General features: G+C 73.7%; 22 protein-coding genes and 1 tRNA gene. 11 read left to right on the top strand and 12 right to left on the bottom strand.

The genetic code is table 11. The features are described from left to right. Window positions 1-29 precede the first annotated feature (29 nt). Window positions 30-917, top strand: a complete 888-nt coding sequence (locus CO540_RS26860) for a glycine betaine ABC transporter substrate-binding protein (RefSeq protein WP_099164092.1) — start codon at window positions 30-32, stop codon at window positions 915-917. A gap of 110 nt (window positions 918-1027) precedes the next feature. On the opposite strand, the gene CO540_RS26855 is transcribed toward CO540_RS26860, so the two are convergent. Beyond that, window positions 1028-1411: a hypothetical protein gene (locus tag CO540_RS26855; RefSeq protein ID WP_099164091.1), complete on the bottom strand. Its 384-nt coding sequence runs from the start codon at window positions 1409-1411 to the stop codon at window positions 1028-1030. 85 nt (window positions 1412-1496) lie between these two features. Between CO540_RS26855 and CO540_RS26850 the strand changes: the two genes are divergently transcribed. Further along, window positions 1497-2225, top strand: a complete 729-nt coding sequence (locus CO540_RS26850) for a hypothetical protein (RefSeq protein ID WP_253866214.1) — start codon at window positions 1497-1499, stop codon at window positions 2223-2225. Here CO540_RS26850 and CO540_RS26845 read toward each other — a convergent pair. Genes CO540_RS26845 through CO540_RS26835 form a run of 3 tightly spaced genes read right to left on the bottom strand, consistent with a single transcriptional unit; the run spans window position 2209 to window position 3464 of the window. Beyond that, window positions 2209-2652 carry an SRPBCC domain-containing protein gene (locus CO540_RS26845; RefSeq protein ID WP_099164090.1) on the bottom strand — a complete coding sequence of 148 codons (444 nt, stop codon included), beginning with the start codon at window positions 2650-2652 and terminating at the stop codon, window positions 2209-2211. The genes CO540_RS26850 and CO540_RS26845 overlap by 17 nt on opposite strands. Window positions 2653-2670: 18 nt before the next feature. Further along, window positions 2671-3021 (bottom strand): metalloregulator ArsR/SmtB family transcription factor, encoded by a 351-nt coding sequence (locus tag CO540_RS26840; RefSeq protein WP_099164089.1) that lies wholly within the window; start codon window positions 3019-3021, stop codon window positions 2671-2673. Continuing rightward, complete coding sequence (locus CO540_RS26835; protein WP_099164088.1) at window positions 3018-3464, bottom strand: SRPBCC family protein; 447 nt, start codon at window positions 3462-3464, stop codon at window positions 3018-3020. Before CO540_RS26835 ends, CO540_RS26840 begins: the two co-directional genes overlap by 4 nt. 135 nt (window positions 3465-3599) lie before the next feature. On the opposite strand from CO540_RS26835, the gene CO540_RS26830 reads away from it, so the two are divergent. Both CO540_RS26830 and CO540_RS26825 read left to right on the top strand, forming a co-directional pair. Continuing rightward, window positions 3600-4556 carry an ATP-binding cassette domain-containing protein gene (locus tag CO540_RS26830; protein ID WP_099164087.1) on the top strand — a complete coding sequence of 319 codons (957 nt, stop codon included), beginning with the start codon at window positions 3600-3602 and terminating at the stop codon, window positions 4554-4556. Continuing rightward, entirely contained in the window at window positions 4553-5377 is an 825-nt protein-coding gene (locus CO540_RS26825; RefSeq protein ID WP_099164086.1) for an ABC transporter permease, read from the top strand. Before CO540_RS26830 ends, CO540_RS26825 begins: the two co-directional genes overlap by 4 nt. Before the next feature lie 6 nt (window positions 5378-5383). On the opposite strand, the gene CO540_RS26820 is transcribed toward CO540_RS26825, so the two are convergent. Beyond that, on the bottom strand, window positions 5384-8536 hold the full coding sequence (locus CO540_RS26820) for a BTAD domain-containing putative transcriptional regulator (RefSeq protein ID WP_099164085.1): 3153 nt from the start codon (window positions 8534-8536) through the stop codon (window positions 5384-5386). 82 nt (window positions 8537-8618) lie between these two features. Continuing rightward, window positions 8619-9206, bottom strand: a complete 588-nt coding sequence (locus CO540_RS26815; RefSeq protein ID WP_099164084.1) for a GNAT family N-acetyltransferase — start codon at window positions 9204-9206, stop codon at window positions 8619-8621. A 39-nt stretch (window positions 9207-9245) separates the two neighbouring features. Here CO540_RS26815 and CO540_RS26810 point away from each other — a divergent pair, with 39 nt between their 5' ends. Both CO540_RS26810 and CO540_RS26805 read left to right on the top strand, forming a co-directional pair. Continuing rightward, window positions 9246-9713 (top strand): SRPBCC family protein, encoded by a 468-nt coding sequence (locus CO540_RS26810; RefSeq protein ID WP_099164961.1) that lies wholly within the window; start codon window positions 9246-9248, stop codon window positions 9711-9713. Window positions 9714-9782: 69 nt separating this feature from the next. Further along, entirely contained in the window at window positions 9783-10217 is a 435-nt protein-coding gene (locus tag CO540_RS26805) for a hypothetical protein (protein WP_099164083.1), read from the top strand. Between the two features lie 10 nt (window positions 10218-10227). Here CO540_RS26805 and CO540_RS26800 read toward each other — a convergent pair whose 3' ends face one another. Continuing rightward, the gene (locus tag CO540_RS26800) at window positions 10228-10536 is read right to left on the bottom strand and encodes a hypothetical protein (protein WP_099164082.1); all 309 of its coding nucleotides are present in this window, start codon (window positions 10534-10536) and stop codon (window positions 10228-10230) included. Window positions 10537-10609: 73 nt separating this feature from the next. Between CO540_RS26800 and CO540_RS26795 the strand changes: the two genes are divergently transcribed. Further along, window positions 10610-11020 (top strand): RidA family protein, encoded by a 411-nt coding sequence (locus CO540_RS26795; RefSeq protein WP_099164960.1) that lies wholly within the window; start codon window positions 10610-10612, stop codon window positions 11018-11020. 151 nt (window positions 11021-11171) lie between these two features. Here the strand turns inward: CO540_RS26795 and CO540_RS26790 are convergent, their stop codons facing one another. Continuing rightward, a complete protein-coding gene (locus CO540_RS26790) occupies window positions 11172-11753 on the bottom strand; it encodes a DinB family protein (protein ID WP_099164959.1) in 582 nt (193 codons plus the stop codon). A gap of 152 nt (window positions 11754-11905) precedes the next feature. On the opposite strand from CO540_RS26790, the gene CO540_RS26785 reads away from it, so the two are divergent. Continuing rightward, window positions 11906-12445: a GNAT family N-acetyltransferase gene (locus CO540_RS26785; protein WP_216642305.1), complete on the top strand. Its 540-nt coding sequence runs from the start codon at window positions 11906-11908 to the stop codon at window positions 12443-12445. Between the two features lie 91 nt (window positions 12446-12536). Here CO540_RS26785 and CO540_RS26780 read toward each other — a convergent pair whose 3' ends face one another. Further along, window positions 12537-12881: a hypothetical protein gene (locus CO540_RS26780; protein WP_099164081.1), complete on the bottom strand. Its 345-nt coding sequence runs from the start codon at window positions 12879-12881 to the stop codon at window positions 12537-12539. A gap of 261 nt (window positions 12882-13142) precedes the next feature. Between CO540_RS26780 and CO540_RS30245 the strand changes: the two genes are divergently transcribed. Beyond that, complete coding sequence (locus CO540_RS30245; protein WP_157779181.1) at window positions 13143-13583, top strand: hypothetical protein; 441 nt, start codon at window positions 13143-13145, stop codon at window positions 13581-13583. A gap of 810 nt (window positions 13584-14393) precedes the next feature. On the opposite strand, the gene CO540_RS26765 is transcribed toward CO540_RS30245, so the two are convergent. Next, window positions 14394-14900 (bottom strand): SigE family RNA polymerase sigma factor, encoded by a 507-nt coding sequence (locus tag CO540_RS26765; protein WP_099164079.1) that lies wholly within the window; start codon window positions 14898-14900, stop codon window positions 14394-14396. A 120-nt stretch (window positions 14901-15020) separates the two neighbouring features. On the opposite strand from CO540_RS26765, the gene CO540_RS30240 reads away from it, so the two are divergent. Next, a complete protein-coding gene (locus tag CO540_RS30240; RefSeq protein WP_157779180.1) occupies window positions 15021-15722 on the top strand; it encodes an SMI1/KNR4 family protein in 702 nt (233 codons plus the stop codon). Continuing rightward, window positions 15709-16281 carry a GNAT family N-acetyltransferase gene (locus CO540_RS26755; protein ID WP_371682248.1) on the top strand — a complete coding sequence of 191 codons (573 nt, stop codon included), beginning with the start codon at window positions 15709-15711 and terminating at the stop codon, window positions 16279-16281. Before CO540_RS30240 ends, CO540_RS26755 begins: the two co-directional genes overlap by 14 nt. 677 nt (window positions 16282-16958) lie before the next feature. On the opposite strand, the gene CO540_RS26745 is transcribed toward CO540_RS26755, so the two are convergent. Continuing rightward, on the bottom strand, window positions 16959-17198 hold the full coding sequence (locus tag CO540_RS26745; protein WP_099164076.1) for a hypothetical protein: 240 nt from the start codon (window positions 17196-17198) through the stop codon (window positions 16959-16961). Window positions 17199-17295: 97 nt separating this feature from the next. Continuing rightward, window positions 17296-17372, bottom strand: a tRNA-Ile gene (locus CO540_RS26740). Window positions 17373-17399 lie beyond the last annotated feature (27 nt).

Raw genomic sequence — 17399 nt, 5'->3', positions numbered from 1 at the left:
GCCGGCACCCCGAAAGGAAGGGAAATTCTGTGTTCACGACAGTGAAGCGCGTGCTCGCGCTGGCGGTGACCGCCACCCTGGCCCTGGGCGGCGCGGCCGCCTGCGGCGAGAAGTCGGACGACGCGTCCGGCGCCGACAAGAAGATCACCATCGGCTACATGGCCTGGGACGAGGCGATCGCCGCCTCGAACCTGTGGCAGCACATCCTGGAGGACAAGGGCTACCGGGTCCAGCTCAAGAACCTGGAGGCCGGGCTGGTCTACGGCGGCCTCGCGAACGGCGACATCGACCTGTTCCTGGACGGCTGGCTGCCGCTCACCCACGCCTCCTACGTGGAGAAGTACGGCGACAAGCTGGAGAAGCTGGGCGTGTGGCACGACGACGCCAGCCTCAGCATCGCGGTGCCGAAGTACGTCGAGGGCGTCGACTCGCTGGCCGACCTGGCCGGCAAGGCCGGTACGTTCGGCGGCGAGATGATCGGCATCGAGCCCGGCGCCGGCCTCACCAAGGCCACCCAGGAGCAGGTGCTCCCGCAGTACGGCCTGGACGGCTCGATGAAGCTGAAGACGTCCTCCACCCCGGCCATGCTGGCCGCGCTCGACGGCGCCATCGCGGACAAGAAGCCGATCGTGGTCACGCTCTGGCACCCGCACTGGGCCTACGCCAAGTACGAGCTGAAGGACCTGACCGACCCGAAGGGCACGCTGGGCAAGGCCGAGCAGATCAACACGTTCGGCCGGCAGGGCTTCAGCGAGGACTTCCCCGAGGTCGCCGCGATGCTGAAGAAGTTCAAGATGGACGGTGACCAGCTCGCGTCGCTGGAGGACCTGATGTTCAACACGCACAAGGGCGACGAGAAGAAGGCGGTCGAGGAGTGGCTGAAGGCCAACCCCGACTACCTGAAGACGCTCGCCTGAGCGAACGTCAGTGACCCCAGGGGCCCCGCCGGTTCGGCGGGCCCCTGGCCGTCCATGCCGCCATCCTAGACAGCGGCCCGGTCGTCGCCCGGCATCTCGATGTCGCCCCGTCAGGCCGCCCGCCGGCGCAGCCAGCCGGTGCCGCCGGCGACCACCGTCGCCCCGATGGCGGTGCCGATCGCCACCAGCGCCGCCCCGATCGCCCACAGGCCGCTGTCGTCGCCCGCGGCGGCGTGCGCCGCCCACGGCACGGTGAACGCCACCGTCATCACCGAGGCGACCAGCCAGGTGTTCAGCCACCAGCCGCCGGCCACGGCGAGCGCCACCAGGGTCAGCACCGCGGCGGCCACCTGCCGGACCGCGTACGGTCCGCCGGCCGCGCCGGTCTCCGGATCCACGGTCCAGCCGGACTCCCAGCTCAGCCAGGCCCACCAGGCGCCGGCCGTGGCCGCCGCGAGGATCAGCCCGCCGAGCACCGCAGGTCTCGTCGTCACATTTGGAGATCCTGCCGGGCCGGGGTGGGCGGACGGATGAGCATCCGTACTCGTTTCCGGTGGGGTGCTGGCAGGATCTCCAGGCGTGACGAGTGTGTCCCGCCCGCCGGGCGCGCTGCCGCGGGTCGTGCCGGCGGGGGCGCTCGCGGACGTCCCGGCCGACCGGTTCCTGGCGTTGCTGGAGGCGGTCACCATGATCCTCACCCTGCCCGGGCGCGCCGCGACACGGGTGGACGCGCTGGTGGTCCCCACCGGCCAGGGCGAGGACTGGCGCCTCACCGACGCGATCCGCGCCTGGGAGGCCGACCGGGCGCTGCGCCACCTGCTGGTGGCGAGCACCAACCCGGCCGAGCGGACCTACCGCCCGCTCACGCTGGATCGCCTGCGGGCGCTCGGGCTGCGCCGGGTCGACGGGGTCGTGCTCCAGGCCGAGCCGGCCGGCGACACCGGACAGCAGGCCCGGTGGATCGTCGACCGGGTTCGGGAGCTGGGCATCGGCAGTCTCGCGCTGGTCGTCTCCCCGTACCACCTGGTCCGGGTCTACCTCACCGTGTTGCGGGCCGCCGACGACGCCGGCCTGCGGGTGCCGATGGTCCCGCTGCCCGTGGCGGTCGCCCCGCACGCCCCGGTGCCGGAGGCCGGGGCGTGCGGGTACGACCTGGTGGCCGGCGAGGTCAGCCGGTTGCTCCGCTATCCGGACGAGGGCTGGATCGCCACCCCGGAGCGACTGCGCGCCTATCTGCGGTGGCTCTGGACCGAACACGGCGCCCTGCTCGCCGGCCCCGGGCCCGATCCGCTCAGTGCCAGTCGCTGATCCGCACGTCGCGCGGCGACGGCGCGCCCTCGCCGGTCTCCACCAGCGACTTCAGGCTCAGCAGGTAGGACCCCCACTTCGTGCCGCAGTGGTGCATGAACTCGACCGGCTCACGCCAACCCCGGTGGGCGAAGAGCACGATCGTCCAGTCGCCGTCCTGGCGCAGGTCCCACTCGACGGTGGTGCCGACCCACTCCGGCGGGCCGTCCACCACCCGCCAGACCACCCGCTCGGACGGCCGCAGCTCGACGACCTCCATGTCGAACCCGCCGGGCGGGAAGCGGAACTCCAGGACGCCACCGACCTCGGGACTGCCCGTCGTGTCGTCGGTCCACCAGCCGGCCAGTCCGTCGACGGTCGTCAACGCCTCGTACGCCGTCGCGGGGTCCGGGGTCCGCACCCCGATCCGGTGCAGGATGTCCACCATCTCGATCTCCTCGTCTCGTCACTCCGATTGGGTGCGCTGGATCTCCTCGGCGATCCGCTTGATCCGCCGCAGGCGGGCGTCCCAGGCGGAGCCGACCGACGCGAGTTGGGCCACCGCACGGGCGAGCTGGGCGTCGTCGACGCGGTAGCGCCGCTCGCGGCCGGCCGGGTCGCCCCGGACCAGACCGACCCGGTCCAGGACGCCGAGGTGCTTGGCCACCGCCTGGCGGGTCACCGGCATCTGCCGGCTCAGCGACGTGGCGGTGCCGCCGCCCTCGGCGAGCAGCAGGTCGAGCATCCGGCGGCGGGTCGGGTCCCCGATCGCGGACCACAGGTCGTCGTCGACCGGCTCGACCAGGGTGCTGGTCACGGCCGGACGGCCAGCGTCGCGGCGTAGGGCGGCAGTTGCGGCAGGAAGTGGTCCCAGCCGCTGACGTGGTCCCGGTACTGCTGCTCCAGCACGGCGATCTCCCAGCCCATCTCCCGGAAGCCGGTCTCGGTCATCCGCAGCAGGGTGCCGGCGCCCGACGGGGTCAGCTCGAACGTGACGAGCAGCGAGTTGCCCTCCACCGGCGTCTCGCCGGCGGGGTGGGTCCAGCGGAACGAGAACGTCCGGGGCGGGCGGGCCTCGACGACGGTGAACGGGACGACGGTGTCGCCGAAGACGATCTCCCCGGGCGCGCCGGGGGTCGGGGTGTAGCGGGCCTCGTCGGGCCACCATCTCGACAGGTGCTCGGGGCTGCTCACCACCTCGAAGACGATGTCGGGCGACGCCTCGACGAAGATCTCCCGCTCGATGGTCCCGTACTCCATGGCAACCTCCTGCAACCGTTGGTTGCACATGACGCTAGCCGCCCCCGGCCCGACGCGCAACCATTTGTTGCATGTGCGTGGTGGTGCCAGCGTCGTGTGCGTCCGCTGCCAGCACCACCCACCAGGGTCGGTGCCATGACGTACGCATTCGAGGCGGAGGGCCTGGTCAAGCGGTTCGGTACGACGACCGCGCTGGCCGGGATCGACCTCGCCGCACGACGGGGGACCGTGCTGGGGGTGCTGGGGCCCAACGGCGCCGGCAAGACCACGGCGGTGCGGATCCTCGCCACCCTGTTACGCCCGGACTCCGGGCGCGCCACCGTCGGCGGTCACGACGTGGTCCGCGAGGCCGCCGAGGTACGCCGGCTGATCGGGCTCACCGGCCAGTACGCCTCGGTCGACGAGGACCTGACCGGCACGCAGAACCTGGTGCTGATCGGTCGCCTGCTCGACCTGAGCCGGCGCGAGGCCCGGGCCCGGGCCGCCGAACTGCTCGCCTGGTTCGACCTGACCGAGGCGGCCGGACGGCCGGCCAAGACGTACTCCGGTGGCATGCGCCGCCGGCTGGACCTGGCCGCGAGCCTGGTCGGCCGGCCGGAGGTGATCTACCTGGACGAGCCGACGACCGGCCTGGACCCGGCCAAGCGCGAGGAGATGTGGGGCGTGGTCCGCTCGCTGGTGGACGACGGCTCGACGGTGCTGCTGACCACGCAGTACCTGGACGAGGCCGACGCGCTGGCCGACGAGATCTCGGTGATCGACCACGGCCGGGTGATCGCCCACGGCACGCCGGGCGAGCTGAAGCGGATCGCCGGCAGCCAGACGATCGTGGTCCGGCCGACCGAGCCCGACCGGATCGGCGAGGTCGCCGAGATCCTGCGCGCCAGCACCGGGACCGAACCCGAGCTGCCCCGCCCCGGGCTGCTCACCGTGCCGGTCGAGGGCGACGCCCCGTTCACCGCCGTGGTCCGCCGGCTCGACGACGCCGGCATCGGGGTGGCCGAGCTGGCGCTGCGGCTGCCCAGCCTCGACGAGGTGTTCTTCACGTTGACCGGCCACGGCGCCGACGAGCCCACGGAGGTGGCGGCATGACCACGACCACCCGCGCGGCGGCGACGCCGCCCCGCACCCGCGCGCCCCGGGGCGCCGCCCGCCGGTTCGGACTGGCCCGGCACAGCCTCGCGCTCGCCGGCCGCAGCCTGATCAAGACGCTCCGCACACCGGAGCAACTGCTGGACGTCACGCTCCAGCCGGTCATCTTCGTGCTGATCTTCGTCTACCTGCTCGGCGGCGCAATCTCCGGCTCGCAGCACGCGTACCTGGAGTTCCTGCTCCCGGCGATCATGGTGCAGACGGTGCTCTTCGCGTCCATCGCGACCGGCGTCAGCCTCAACACCGACGTCGAGAAGGGCGTCTTCGACCGGTTCCGCAGCCTGCCCATCGCCCGGTCCGCGCCGTTGGTCGGCTCCGTGGTCGGCGACCTGGTCCGGTTCGTGGTCTCCATCGTGGTGCTGTTCGCGTTCGGCTACGCCATCGGCTTCCGGATCGGCACCGACCCGCTGTCCACGCTGGCCGCCTGCCTGCTGACCATCGCGTTCGCGTTCGCGGTCAGTTGGATCGGCGTGCTGCTCGGCGTGGTGATGCGCAGCCCGGGCGCCGTGCAGGGCACCGCGTTCCTGGTCCTGTTCCCGCTCACCTTCGGCACCAACATGATGGTGCCGACCGACACGCTGCCCGGGTGGTTGCAGTGGTGGGTCGGGATCAACCCGGTGGCCGACGTGATGGAGGCGGCCCGGGGCCTGATCATCGGCGGCCCGGTGGCCGGGCCGGTGACCCGGTCGCTGCTCTGGACCGTGGCGATCATCGCGGTGTTCGCGCCGCTCGCGGTGCGGGCCTACCGACGTCGCGCCTGACCGGCCTCACCGAGCCGGGTCGCCGCCCACGAACGCGAGGGCGTCGGCCCGGCTCAGGCCGTGCCCCCGGGCGTACGCGGCGGTGTAGCCGTCCTCGCCCAGCTCGGTCCGCAGCCGTTCGGCGAGCCGCTGCGCGTCCGGGTTGGAGCGGTCCGGCCAGCCGCGCAGCGCGTCGGACGTGCCGAGCAGCTCGGCGGCCCGCTCGTACCGGCCCTCCGCCTCGGCGACCGCGACCCAGCCGACCGCGATGATCGCCATCACCGGCATGTCCCGTGCGGCCAGCCCTCGGACGGTGGCCTCGTCCAGGTGACGACGGGCGTCCGGCAGGTCGCCCCGGGCGAGCGCGAGATGCGCCATGGTGGCCAGCAGCAGGCCACGGAACTGCGGCGCGACCAGTGGCGCCTCGTCCTGTCGGCGCATCGCCTCGGCGAGGCACTCCTGCGCCTCGTCGAGCGAGCCCTCCAGCCGGGCGATGTCGCCGAGCATCATCAGCCCGAACGCGGCGTCCCGGCCGTCCCGGTCGGCCACCCGGTCGGCGACGAACCGGCGCAGCTCCGCCTTGGCGCCGGCCACGTCGCCGGAGCGGGCGCGGATGGCCGCCAGCCAGATCAGCTGGAAGCCCGGCTCGGCGGCCGGGTTCAGTTCGCGGACCAGGCGCGCCGACTCCTCCAGCGCGGCCGTGGCCGCCGCGAAGTCGCCGCGTTTGGTGAGCGCGTCGGCGTACTGGCTCAGCACCATCGACAGGCTCCACCGCTCGCCCACCGCGCGCAGCTCCTCGATCGCCCCGGTGAGGTCGCGCAGCATGCCCTCGGCGTCGCCGTCGTTCTCCCTGATCTGGCCGCGCATCGCCAGCAGCGTCCCGTCCGTCCACGGGTCGGGATGGCCGCGCGCCCGGTCGACCGCGGCGATCCCGGCGGCGGTGTCATCGGTGAAGATGGACAGCGCCGGTTCGAGCAGCGCCACCAGCGGGTGCCCGGTCCCCTGCGCCGCGCGCACGGCGTCGGTCAGCTCGGCGATCCGCTCCGGCGTCGGCACGTGGGCGCTGTGGAACATCTCCGTGACGACACGGATGGCGAGCACCACGGCCCGCTCCCCCGGCGGCGTCGGGCCGGGCAACGCGAGCGCACGGGCCAGCACGTCACCGCCGATGCCGCCGTCGTCGCCCCAGATCGTCAACGGCAGCGCCAGCCCCGCGCCGATCCGCAGCGCGGTGTCGGCGTCGCCGGCGTCGCAGGCGTGGTGCAGCGCGCCGACGATGTTCTCCCGTTCCGCCTCCAGCAGCCGCAGCCAGGGCAGCTGGCCCGCGGTGCGCAGGTGCGGCTCGGCGGTGCCGACCAGATCCCGGAAGTACGCGGCGTGCGCGGCCCGCGCCCCGGCACCCTCCCCGGCCGCGGCGAGCCGCTCCAGCCCGTACTCCCGGATGGTCTCCAGCATCCGGAACCGCCCGTCGTCGACCACCTGGAGCAGCGACTTGTCGACGAGCGCGTCGAGGAGCGCGGCGGCGGCCGGGCCGGCGACGCCGGCCGCCGACTCGGCGGTGACCGACGCCGGGAAGACCGCCAGCCGCTCGGCGAGCCGGCGCTCGTCGTCGGTGAGCAGCCCCCAGCTCCAGTCCACCACCGCCCGCAGCGTCCGGTGCCGGGGCAGCGCGGTGCGGCTGCCACCGGTCAGCAGCCGGAACCGGTCGTCCAGGCCGGCCGCGACCTGCCGGGGCGACAGCGTCCGCAGCCGCGCCGCCGCCAGCTCGATCGCCAGCGGCATGCCGTCGAGCCGGCGGCAGATCTCCACCACGTCCGCGACGTTGTCGTCGGTCACCGCGAAACCGACCCGCACGGCGGCGGCCCGGTCGCGCAGCAACTGCACCGACGGGTACGCGGCCGCGTCGCCCGGGCTCGCGTCGGCCGGCGGCAGGCGCAACGGCGGTACGGGTTCCAGCACCTCGCCGACGATGCCCAGCGGCTCCCGGGAGGTGGCCAGCACGCGCAGCCCCGGGCAGCGGCCCAGCAGGTCCTCGGCGAGCCGGGCGGCGGCCTCGACGACGTGTTCGCAGTTGTCCAGCACGATCAGCGTCTCGTCGGTGGAGATCGCGTCGACCAGCCGGCCGAGCGTGTCGCGGAGCGTGGGCCGGACCGGTTCCCGCGTCCGCTCCCGCCGGCCCACCGTGTCGAGCACGGCCCGGGCCACGTCGGCCGGGTCGGTGATCGGCGCCAGCTCGACCAGCCAGGCCCCGCCGGGCACACCGTCGGCCAGCCGGCCCGCCGCGACGCTCGCCAGCCGGGTCTTGCCGGCCCCACCCGGGCCGATGAGCGTGACCAGCCGGTTGCCGGCGAGCAGCCCGGTGAGCCGGCGCAGGTCCTCGTCCCGCCCGACGAACGTGGTGAGCGCCGCCCGCAGGTTGCCCCGCCGCCCGGCGGGCACGGCGGCCGGGGCCGCCTCGCCCCGCAGCAGCGCCAGGTGCGCGGCCCGCAGCTCGGGCGAGGGGTCGACGCCCAGCTCCTCGGCGAGCCGCTCGCGGATCCGCTCGTACCCGGCCAGCGCCTCGGCGGGCCGCCCGGCGGCGGCCAACGTGCGCAGGTGCAGCGCGGCCAGCCGCTCCCGCAGCGGATGTGCGGCGGTCAGCTCGTCCAGCTCGGCGACCAGCAGTTCCGGCCGCCCGGTGCGCAGTTCCGCGTCGATCCGGTCCTCCTGCGCGGTGAGCCGCAGCTCGGCCAGCCGGGCCGCGGCGGCCCCCGCATAGGCTGCGTCGGCGACCTCCGCCAGCGCCGGACCGCGCCACAGCGCCAGCGCGTCGCGCAGCGTCGCGAGCGCCTCCGGCGCGTTGCCGTCCCGCAGCGCCTCCCGACCCTGCCGGGCCAGCCGCTCGAAGCGCCCGGCGTCCACGTCCTCGGGGGCGAGGTCGAGCCGGTAGCCGGCCGGACCGCTGCGCACCCCCAGCCCGGGCACGGCCCGACGCAGCCGGGACACCAGCGTCTGCACCGCGTTGGCGGTGTCCGCGGGCGGCGCGTCCGCCCAGAGCGCCTCGGCCAGCGCGGGCAGGCTCACCGGGCGACCCGGGTCCAGGGCGAGGCGGATCAGCAGCGCCCGCAGTCGCGCCCCGGCGACGTCGACGGTCCGCTCGCCGTCACGGACCTCCAGCGGCCCGAGGATCCCCACCCGCACGCTGCCACTTTCTCATCCGAGTGCACCGCCCGAGCAGTCAGGCGTCACGACGCAGGTGGCGAGTGAGCGCCGGCCGACCGCGTCAGTCGTCGCCGCGTACGCGGGCGTGCACCTCCATGTCGTGCCGTCCGTCGGCGTGCACGGCCGCGTTGCGCCTGATGCCCTCCGGTCGGAAGCCCGCCTTGACGGCGACCCGGCAGGAGGCGTGATTGCGGGTCGAGTGGTCGAGTTCGAGACGGTGGAAGCCCACCGCACCGAGCGCCCAGTCGCTCACCGCCCGCAACGACCGGGAGGCCACACCCGCGCCACGGGCGGCCGGAACCACCCAGTACGCACACACCGCCACCCCGTCGCCGAGGTCCATGCCACCCAGGACCATGCGTCCCAGCACGTCACCGCCGCCGTACGTCATCGCCCAGCTCGCCGCCGTCTCCTGCGCCCACGCGCGGCGGTAGAACGCGAACCACTCGCGTACCTGCTCCTCGGAGGCGGGTCGGCGGGTGTGCCAGCGTCGGATCTCCGGATCCTGGTACGCGGCCAGGAAAGCCGCCGCGTCGGACGCCCGCCAGGGCCGCAGGACGAGGTCACCGCCGGCGGTGAGCGTCGGCTGCGGACCGACCGCGAGCGTGCCGGCGGGAACGGCGGGCGGTGTCGACAGAGGAAACCTCACCCGCCCATCCTGCCCGCGATCGGATCCTAGAATCGAGTGGTGAACCGCATCGATCAGGCGAGCCGGACGATCGCCGCAGCGCCCGCCGCGATCTACGACGCGCTCCTCGACCGAGAGGCGCTCGAGGCGTGGCTGCCGCCCGACGGCATGCGCGGGCGGATCGAGCGGTGGGATCCCCGCCCCGGCGGCGGGTTCCGGATGGTGCTCACCTACCTCGACCCCAGCGGCAGTCCGGGCAAGACGTCGGACGCGACCGACGTCGTCGACGTCGGGTTCGCCGACCTGGTACGGCCGGCGCGCGTGGTGCAGACAGCGGTGTTCCGGGCCGACGACCCGGCGTACGCCGGCACCATGACGATGACCTGGCACCTCGCCGCGGCCGGCGACGGCACCGAGGTGACGGTGACCGCGACCGGCGTGCCGTCCGGCATCGACCAGGCCGTCCACGAGGAGGGCATCGCGTCCTCGCTGGCGAACCTCGCCTCGTACGTCGAACCCGGCGACTGACCCTCGCCCGTCACCGCGTCGCCGCGCGCGCCTGCCCGATCCGCCCCGACGGACCGGTACCGTCGGGGCGTGGCAGCGGTGGCGGCGGGGGTCTTCCGTCGGACCCCTCTCGAACGGTCCGACCAGCGCCTCGCGTGGGACCGCACCGATCAGGCGTTCTTCGCCGCCGGCGCGTGCCACATCCTGGCCTGGGTGTGCCGGGACGCCTACCCGGACCGGCCGGTCGGGCTCGCCGGACTGCGCTTCACCGACGACCCGCAGGTCTGGCACGTGTACGCGACCTGGGCGGGGTGGGCGTTCGACCATTCCGGCTGGCACGCGGAGGCGGACCTGCTGGCGGCGAACCGCGACTTCGAGAGCCGGCCGCTGGAGGCCGTCGCGCTCCCCGCCGACCTGGCCGAGTTCTGCGCCGCGCACCACAGCCGCATGCCGCACCAGTACTGGGGCGATCCGCTGCCACGCGCCCGCGCCTACCTGACCCGGCACACGCCGCCGTGGACGTAGCGGTTCGCTCCTACTTGTTCGACGGCAGCGGCTCGCCGGAGACGACGGAGTACAGCTCGACCACCAGGGCGACGACGCCCGCCGCCGCGAAGAGCACACCGAGCCCCCGTTCGAACAGGACGAACCGCGCCACCCGGCGGTCGGCGTCGGCGTCCGGCAACCACCGCCACGGCGGCACCCGCCGGAGCATGCCGGCAGCGGCCGCCGAGCGGCGTACGTGCCACTCCGTGACGCCGCGGTAGTTGGTGGCCAGTGCGACACCGACGAGGCCGATGAACAGCGCGATCAGGACACCCGCAACGACCCGCCAGGTCTCCATCAGGCCTCCTGCTCGCTCCACCACCGCGCAAACCCGGTGACGCCACGGACCTGGATCCGGGATGCTGCGGCGCATGACCATCATCAGCTCCAACCCCGAGGGCGTGCACCCCACCCCGGGCTACCACCACGTCACGATCGTCGCGGCCGGTCGCACCGCCTACCTCGCCGGCCAGTGCCCGTTGGACGCCGACGGTGTCCTGGCAGGCCCCGGTGACGTGGAGGCCCAGGTGGACCAGGTCGCCCGGAATGCGCTGACCGCTCTCCGGTCGGTCGGCGCCGGTCCCGAGCACGTCGTGCGTACCGTCATCTACGTCGTCAGCGCCGACCAGACCGTGCTGGCCCAGGTGTGGCGACGGTTCCTCGCCACGCCACTGGCGGGCGCGTTCACCACCGCCAGCACGCTGCTCGGCGTGGCCCAGCTCGGTTTCACCGGGCAGTTGGTCGAGCTGGACGTCACCGCGGCGCTGCCCGAGCCGTCGTAGGTCGGGCGTCGCGGATCCCCTCGTCGTCGGACCTGCGGGTGTCGAGCGGCATGTTCTCGCCCGGCCCGTCGCCCCCCGGCGCGCCACCGCCGCGGGCGCGACAGCGCACCAGGTCCACGGGGCTGCCGTCCCGCCCCGTCACCGCGGTGATTCACCGGCCGGCGGCCTCCCGCGCGTTCCGCTCCACCATGTCCCGGTGAGCGGCCCAGTGCGCCGCGTCCGACGTGGGCATGTTCGTCGTCGTACGCAGCAGTCCGACGGTGCCGTCGATCAGCTCCCGAACGATGTCGGCGTGCCCGGCGTGGCGCTGCGTCTCGGCGGTGACGTGGACCAGGACCTGGTGCAGTGTCACCTCACCGCCGTCGCCCCACCACGGCACTCGGCCGACGGCGTCCAGCGGCAGGGCCTCGATCGTCGCGTCCGCGTGTGCCCAGGCCTGCCGGTAGCGGTCGACGACGGACTCGCGCGACTCAGTCGGCAGAGCCCAGGCTTCCCACGACGCGTCATCCTCGCACCATCGGGCGACGGCGTCACCCGGCCGCCCGAACGTCTCACCGAAGTAGCCGAACTCGCCGCGCGCCAGGTGCTTGACCAGGCCCAGCAGGTTCGTGCCGGTGGGCGTCAGCGGACGCCGGACGTCGTACTCGTCCAGCCCGTCGAGCTTCCACACCACCGCCTCCCGGGCACCGCGCAGATAGTCGAGCAGGTTCGCCTTCGGGTCGTAGATCGCCATGGTGCACAGCATGAGGCATCGATGCTCGCTCGGCCGGCCCCCTCGGGTGGTACTGGCCGTCCTGACACCGGCGGCGCCACACGCCGCCGTGGACCGGAGGTGGTCGTGGAATTCGCTGGTCACCGGCGGTGAGCTGTGCTTCCATACGGCGGGTGACGAGCGGAGACGCATCCGGCGCGGACGCGCCCCCGAGCGCCCGCCGGCGCACCGACCGCGACCTCGGCGACTGCCTCCGCGTGCTGGCGGAGGTTCATCGGCGCGACGGCTATCCGGTGAACTGGCCCGACGTCCCGCACGCCTGGCTCACGCCGTCGTCGCTCCTCGCCGCGTGGGTGGCGGAACGGGACGGCCGGGTGGTCGGCCATGTCGGCCTGTCCCGGAGCGGGACGGGAGACGCGGCACCCGGCTTGTGGAGCTCTCGCACGGGTGTGGGTGTCGAAGGGACCGCCGTGGTCAACCGACTGTTCGTCGCTCCGTCGGCTCGCGGCCACGGGATCGGTGTGCTGCTGATGGCGCGGGCTGTCGACGCGGCACGGGATCGCGGCCTGAGGCCGGTGCTCGACGTGGTGGCGTCCGACACCGCGGCGGTGGCTCTCTACGAGCGGCTCGGCTGGCACCTGCTGGGCACGGTCGATCAGCAGTGGAGCTCGGGGCAGCGGGTGGCCGTCCGGTGTTACGCGGCGACAACCTGAGGGGGCGCCCCTGAGGCTCAGTCGTCGCCGCCGACCCCGGGTGCCGCGGCGGGGGTGTCGAAGCGGCACGTCGGAGTTGGCGAGCCGACGGTCAGTCGCGCGCCGGCACCGGTGCCGGGGTGCCGTTCACGCAGCTCTCGACGAACAGGTCCTCGCCCTCCTCGGCCAGGGCGGCGTCCCCAGCCGCGGATCCGACGTGCGGCGTCTCGGGGCTGTTCCGTCCACCGTAGAGGTGTTGGTAGGCCCCGTCGCACTCCTCCCGGTCACCGGGGGTTCCCCGGCCCTGACTCTGCTTGGCGGCATGCAGGTCGGCCCCCCGATGAGCCATCTTGCGCAGGTAGTCCGCCTGCTCCTCAGGGGTCGCGCTGCTGCCGCACGAAGCGAGGAGCACCGCAAGAGGCAGCGACAGGGCCATCGCCGCGTAGCGCTTGTCCACCGGCGCAGCCTACCGATCCGCGCCCGGTAGCCGCTCCGGATGGCTCCCGCCGGACGAGGACGACTTCGACTCGGAGGAGGAGTTCAACGCGGCCGAGGACGTGTATCGGGAACGGCACGACGAGAACGGAACCCCACTCGGCCTCACCCGGTGGTATCGGCGCCGGCCGGCGAGGGCCGAGAGCCGGGTGCCGGGAATCGGCCGGCCCCAGGAGATCGAGCGGGGGTCCGCCGGCGCGCGCGCCGCCTCTATCATCAGCCGGTGCTGCGTCTCCGTCCGGCGGTTCTGGCCGCTGCCGTGGTCCTCGCCGTGCCGGGGTGTCAGGGCTACGGTCCCTCGCCGCAACCGTCCACAGTCGGCAGCACTCCCCCTGCCGCGGCCGTCTCGTACCCTGCTCTCAAGGGCGTCGCCCTGGCCGCCTGGGTGTGTGAACAGGTCGACCAGGCGGTGCGGAGCGGCACCCACGGCGATCCGGCCGTCATGCGGCCGATCGGCGAGGCGGCCAAGCAGTCCGGCGTCGACGGCTTCACCTTCAAGGGGTCCGTGCTGCTGGCGAAAGCCGACCTGGTGGAGCAACGTCGGGCGACCGAGCCAGGCGTGGCGATCGAGCTCCAGGTCAACGCCATGGACCTCAGCTGGACGTGCAGGGGAGCCGTCCAGCGGCCCGGTTGGCCGAGTGTCACCAGCCCGGCGGCGAAGTGACCGGGACCACGACGGGCATGCCGCGACAGGCGGGCGAGGGCCATGTTCGGTGTGACCACGCCTGAGATCACCGTCGCCACGTCCGAAGGCCGCGCCCGGGTCGTCACCTCGCCGGTCGCCGCGTTCAGCAAAGACGCCCTCCTGCGATTCCTGTTCCCCGACGACGCGACCTACGCAGCCACGTCGGCGCCTTGCGACGGCCCGGGCCCGCCGTTGCGCGGCGGGCCCGGCGTCGCTGCGGCGGCACGGCGACGCTCCGATCCGCGCCGGCATCGGCTCAGTGGGGAACAGGGCTCGCCACCGCTGCGCCCGGCGCCCCCGGATCGGGGGCCGGCATGCCCGGTCGGCCCGGGGCCGGCGCGCCCGCCGAGGGCGGAACCGGCCGAGCGGTCCCGCTCGGGCTCGGACTGGCTGCGCCCGGCGGAGGCGGAACCGCCCGAGCGGTCCCGCTCGGGCTCGGGACCGGCGTGCCGGGAGCGCCCGGCGGAGGGGGAACGGTTCCCCGTGCGCCGCCGGGACTCGGGACCGGCTCACCCGGCGGGCCCGGAACCGGCTCGTCCGGCCCGCTCGGGCTCGGCTTCGGGACGATCGTCGCCGGACGTGACGGCTGCCCGTCGTCGCCCCGGTCCGCGTAGGCGAACGGCGCGGCGATGACGAGCGCGGCCAGCAGGCCCGCCGTACCCACCACCATGGTGTTCCGTCGGCGGTGGCGTACGCGTCGTTCCGCCCTGGTCAGAGAGTCCTGCACGGTCGGTGCCTCCTCGGCGATCTCGGTGAGGGTGGTGCGGAGGACGTGCTCGAAGGGATCGGTCATCGCTGCATCTCCAGAAGCTCGCCGGCCGGCAGGAGCTGACGCAGGCGGGCGACCGCACGGGCGGTGCGGCTGCGCACGGTCCCGACCGAACAGCCCAGCAGCTCGGCGACCTGCGCCTCCGGCAGGTCCTCGTAGTAGCGCAGGACCACGACGGTCCGCTGCGCCGGCGTGAGTTGCCGGAGCGCCGCCCGCAACGCCAGCCGCAGGTCCGCTCCCCCGCTCGGGTCGGCCACCACCGGCGTACCGAGGTCGACCGGGGTCTCACGCCGCCGACGCAGCCGACGCCACCAGCTCACCTGCTCCCGGTACATGACCGCCCGCAGGTAGCCCTCCGGGTCGGCGTGACGGATGCTCCGCCACTTCGGGATGACCTTCGACAGCGCCGACTGGAACAGGTCCTCCGCGCTGCTCCGGTCGCCGGTGAGCAGGTAGGCGACCCGGATCAGCGCCGGCGCGCGACTCGCCACGAACTCGGCCAGCACCGCCCGTTCGTCCTCTTCCACCGCACCACCCTCGTTTCCTCGTCCACCCCTCACAGACGCCTGGGAGCCCCACCGCTATCCCGCCCCGTCGAGATTGTCGAGGGCTGTCGGCGGTCCGGGCACGGCGGTATCGTCCGGCGCGTGCCGCACACCGACTGGTCCGACGTACGCGAACGGCTGGCCCGCGTGGCCGCCGCGCCCGCCGCCTCCGCCGTCTTCGGGTCCGCCGGCCACCGGTGGGAGCTGGAGCCGCCCCTGAGCACCGGGGACCTGGCCGAGGTGGAGGCACAGCTCGGGGTGGAACTGCCCGGTGAGTACCAGGCCTTCCTGCTCGTCGCGGGCCGGGGCGGCGCGGGGCCGGCGTACGGGCTCTTCCCGCTGCGCCGGCGCGACGGACGGTGGTCGTGGGAGGGCGACGGCGCCGACCTCACCGACCTGGGCACGCTCGCGCGGCCCTTTCCGCACGTCGAGGCGTTCAACCCGGCCGACGGGCTGCCCGGCCCGCCCGACGAGGACGACTTCGACTCGGAGGAGGAGTTCAACGCGGCCGAGGACGCGTACTGGGAACGGCACGACGCCGTGGTGTTTCGGCCGGAGCACTCGGTCGGCCTGCTCTACCTGTGTCATCTCGGCTGTGCGCTGCGTGAGGCGCTGGTCGTCAGCGGACCGGCGCGGGGCCAGATGTGGACGGACGACACCGCCTCGGACGGCGGTTACCAGCCGCTGCGCGACGAGGACGGAACCCCCCTCGGCTTCGCCCGGTGGTATCGGCGCTGGCTGGAGGAGGCCGAGAGCCGTGTGGCACGTCGGGCCCGGGACAATGTTCGCTGTGACAGCACCTGAGATCACCGTCGCCACGGCGGAGGACCGGGGCCGGGTCGTCGCCTCGCTGGTCGCCGCGTTCACCAAGGACCCCGTCCTGCGGTTCCTGTTCCCCGACGACGCGACCTACGCGCCCTACGCCGGCGCCTTCTTCGGGCACCTCTTCGACAAGCGGCTACCCAAGGCGACGATCTGGACGGTCGAGCGCGGCGCGTCGGTCGCCATCTGGGAACCACCCGCCGCCGAGGGCGACGCACCGGACGACGACCTCGCCGACCGACTTCCCGCCGACGTGCTGCGGCGCGTCCGCGCGTACGACCGGGCGGTCCACGCCGCACTGCCCGCCGTCCCCTTCTGGTATCTCGGGGTGTTGGGCACGCATCCGGACCACGCCGGCCACGGGTGGGGCCACGCCCTCATGCGGGTGGGGCTGGACCGGGCCGCCGCCGACGGCCTGCCTGCGGTCCTGGAGACGAGCAACCCCGACAACGTCGAGGTCTACCGGCGCGCCGGCTGGGAGGTGGCGCACCGCTTCGCCGAACCCGTGCCGACCTGGGTCATGCGGCAGTCGACTCGCTGACCATGACGCCGGTTCTGTCCGGACGGGGTGCCATCATCGGCTCGTGTCGCTGTGGGACGTCGTCGGGCGCATCGGAATACCGCTGATCGTCGTCGGCGGCGCCGTGGCCGCGGTGTTCGTCGCCGCATCCGAGCCACCCGACAGGTTCTCCCGACCACACGGCTGGCAGTGGGCGTGGGTCGGGCTGTGGCTCATGACCGCCGGTGACGCGGCGTTCGGCGACGACAGGTCGTCGTTCGAGCGGGGTTGGAAGGGCGCCACCGCGCTTCTCGTCGCGGTGGCCGTCGCCGTCGCCGCACGGCGCCACCGCCGGTGGCGGAAGCACGTCCGCTCCACCGACGACTCAGCTCCAGCGGCCCACCCATGTCGCGGTGGTGGGTCGCGGTCAGTGGCACGGGTGCTTCGTGCACGTCGACCGCTGGACGACGAGTGATCCACCCCTGTCGTACTACCCGCTGAACGCCGAGCAGGTGACGGCGTTCCGGTCAGGACGCCTGTCGGTGCTGGACGTAGCCGTCGGATGCGGCAGTGGATGAACGCCCGGCGGAGTTGCTGGCCCACCTCGGGGGCCACGGCCTGGTCGCCCTGGTCAAGATGGACGGCGGAAGCCCACAGGGTCGCTGGACGGCCCCGGTGTCAGGCGGCCCGCTGGGCGGGGAATTCGACCATTGGCACGATCATGCCGACTCATCGGGCCGATCCATGCTGGGGTCCTCCTCGTCGGGCGACGATGTGATCACCTGGTCCCAGGCGTTGACGATGGCCGCGGCCTGCCGCTCGTTGCAGGCCAAGCCACTGAGCAGGACGTTGTTCTGATAGTCGAGGATCTCGAAGCGCCATCGATCGAGTTCGGGCCGACGTTCGAGCGTCGCCCAGAAGTGGCCGGAAAGATCGCTGGGGAACGCCTCGTCCGCCACGCCACCGCTCCTCTGCCTCAACTACAGCCCTGTCGAAGATCTCCGCCGGAGGCATCGGTTGGGGTCGCCGTCAGCATGACTGAAAGGGGAAAGCGGCTGGTGGGGCGGGCGGGGTTCGAACCCGCGACCGAGGGATTATGAGTCCCCTGCTCTAACCGGCTGAGCTACCGCCCCGTCACCGCGCCGGATCGTAACCCGCCG

The sequence above is a fragment of the Micromonospora sp. WMMA2032 genome, assembly GCF_002688545.1.
Taxonomy (GTDB): Bacteria; Actinomycetota; Actinomycetes; order Mycobacteriales; family Micromonosporaceae; genus Micromonospora; species Micromonospora sediminicola.
Note: the sequence above shows the minus strand (reverse complement) of the source record. Positions and strands in the feature narration are given on the sequence as shown.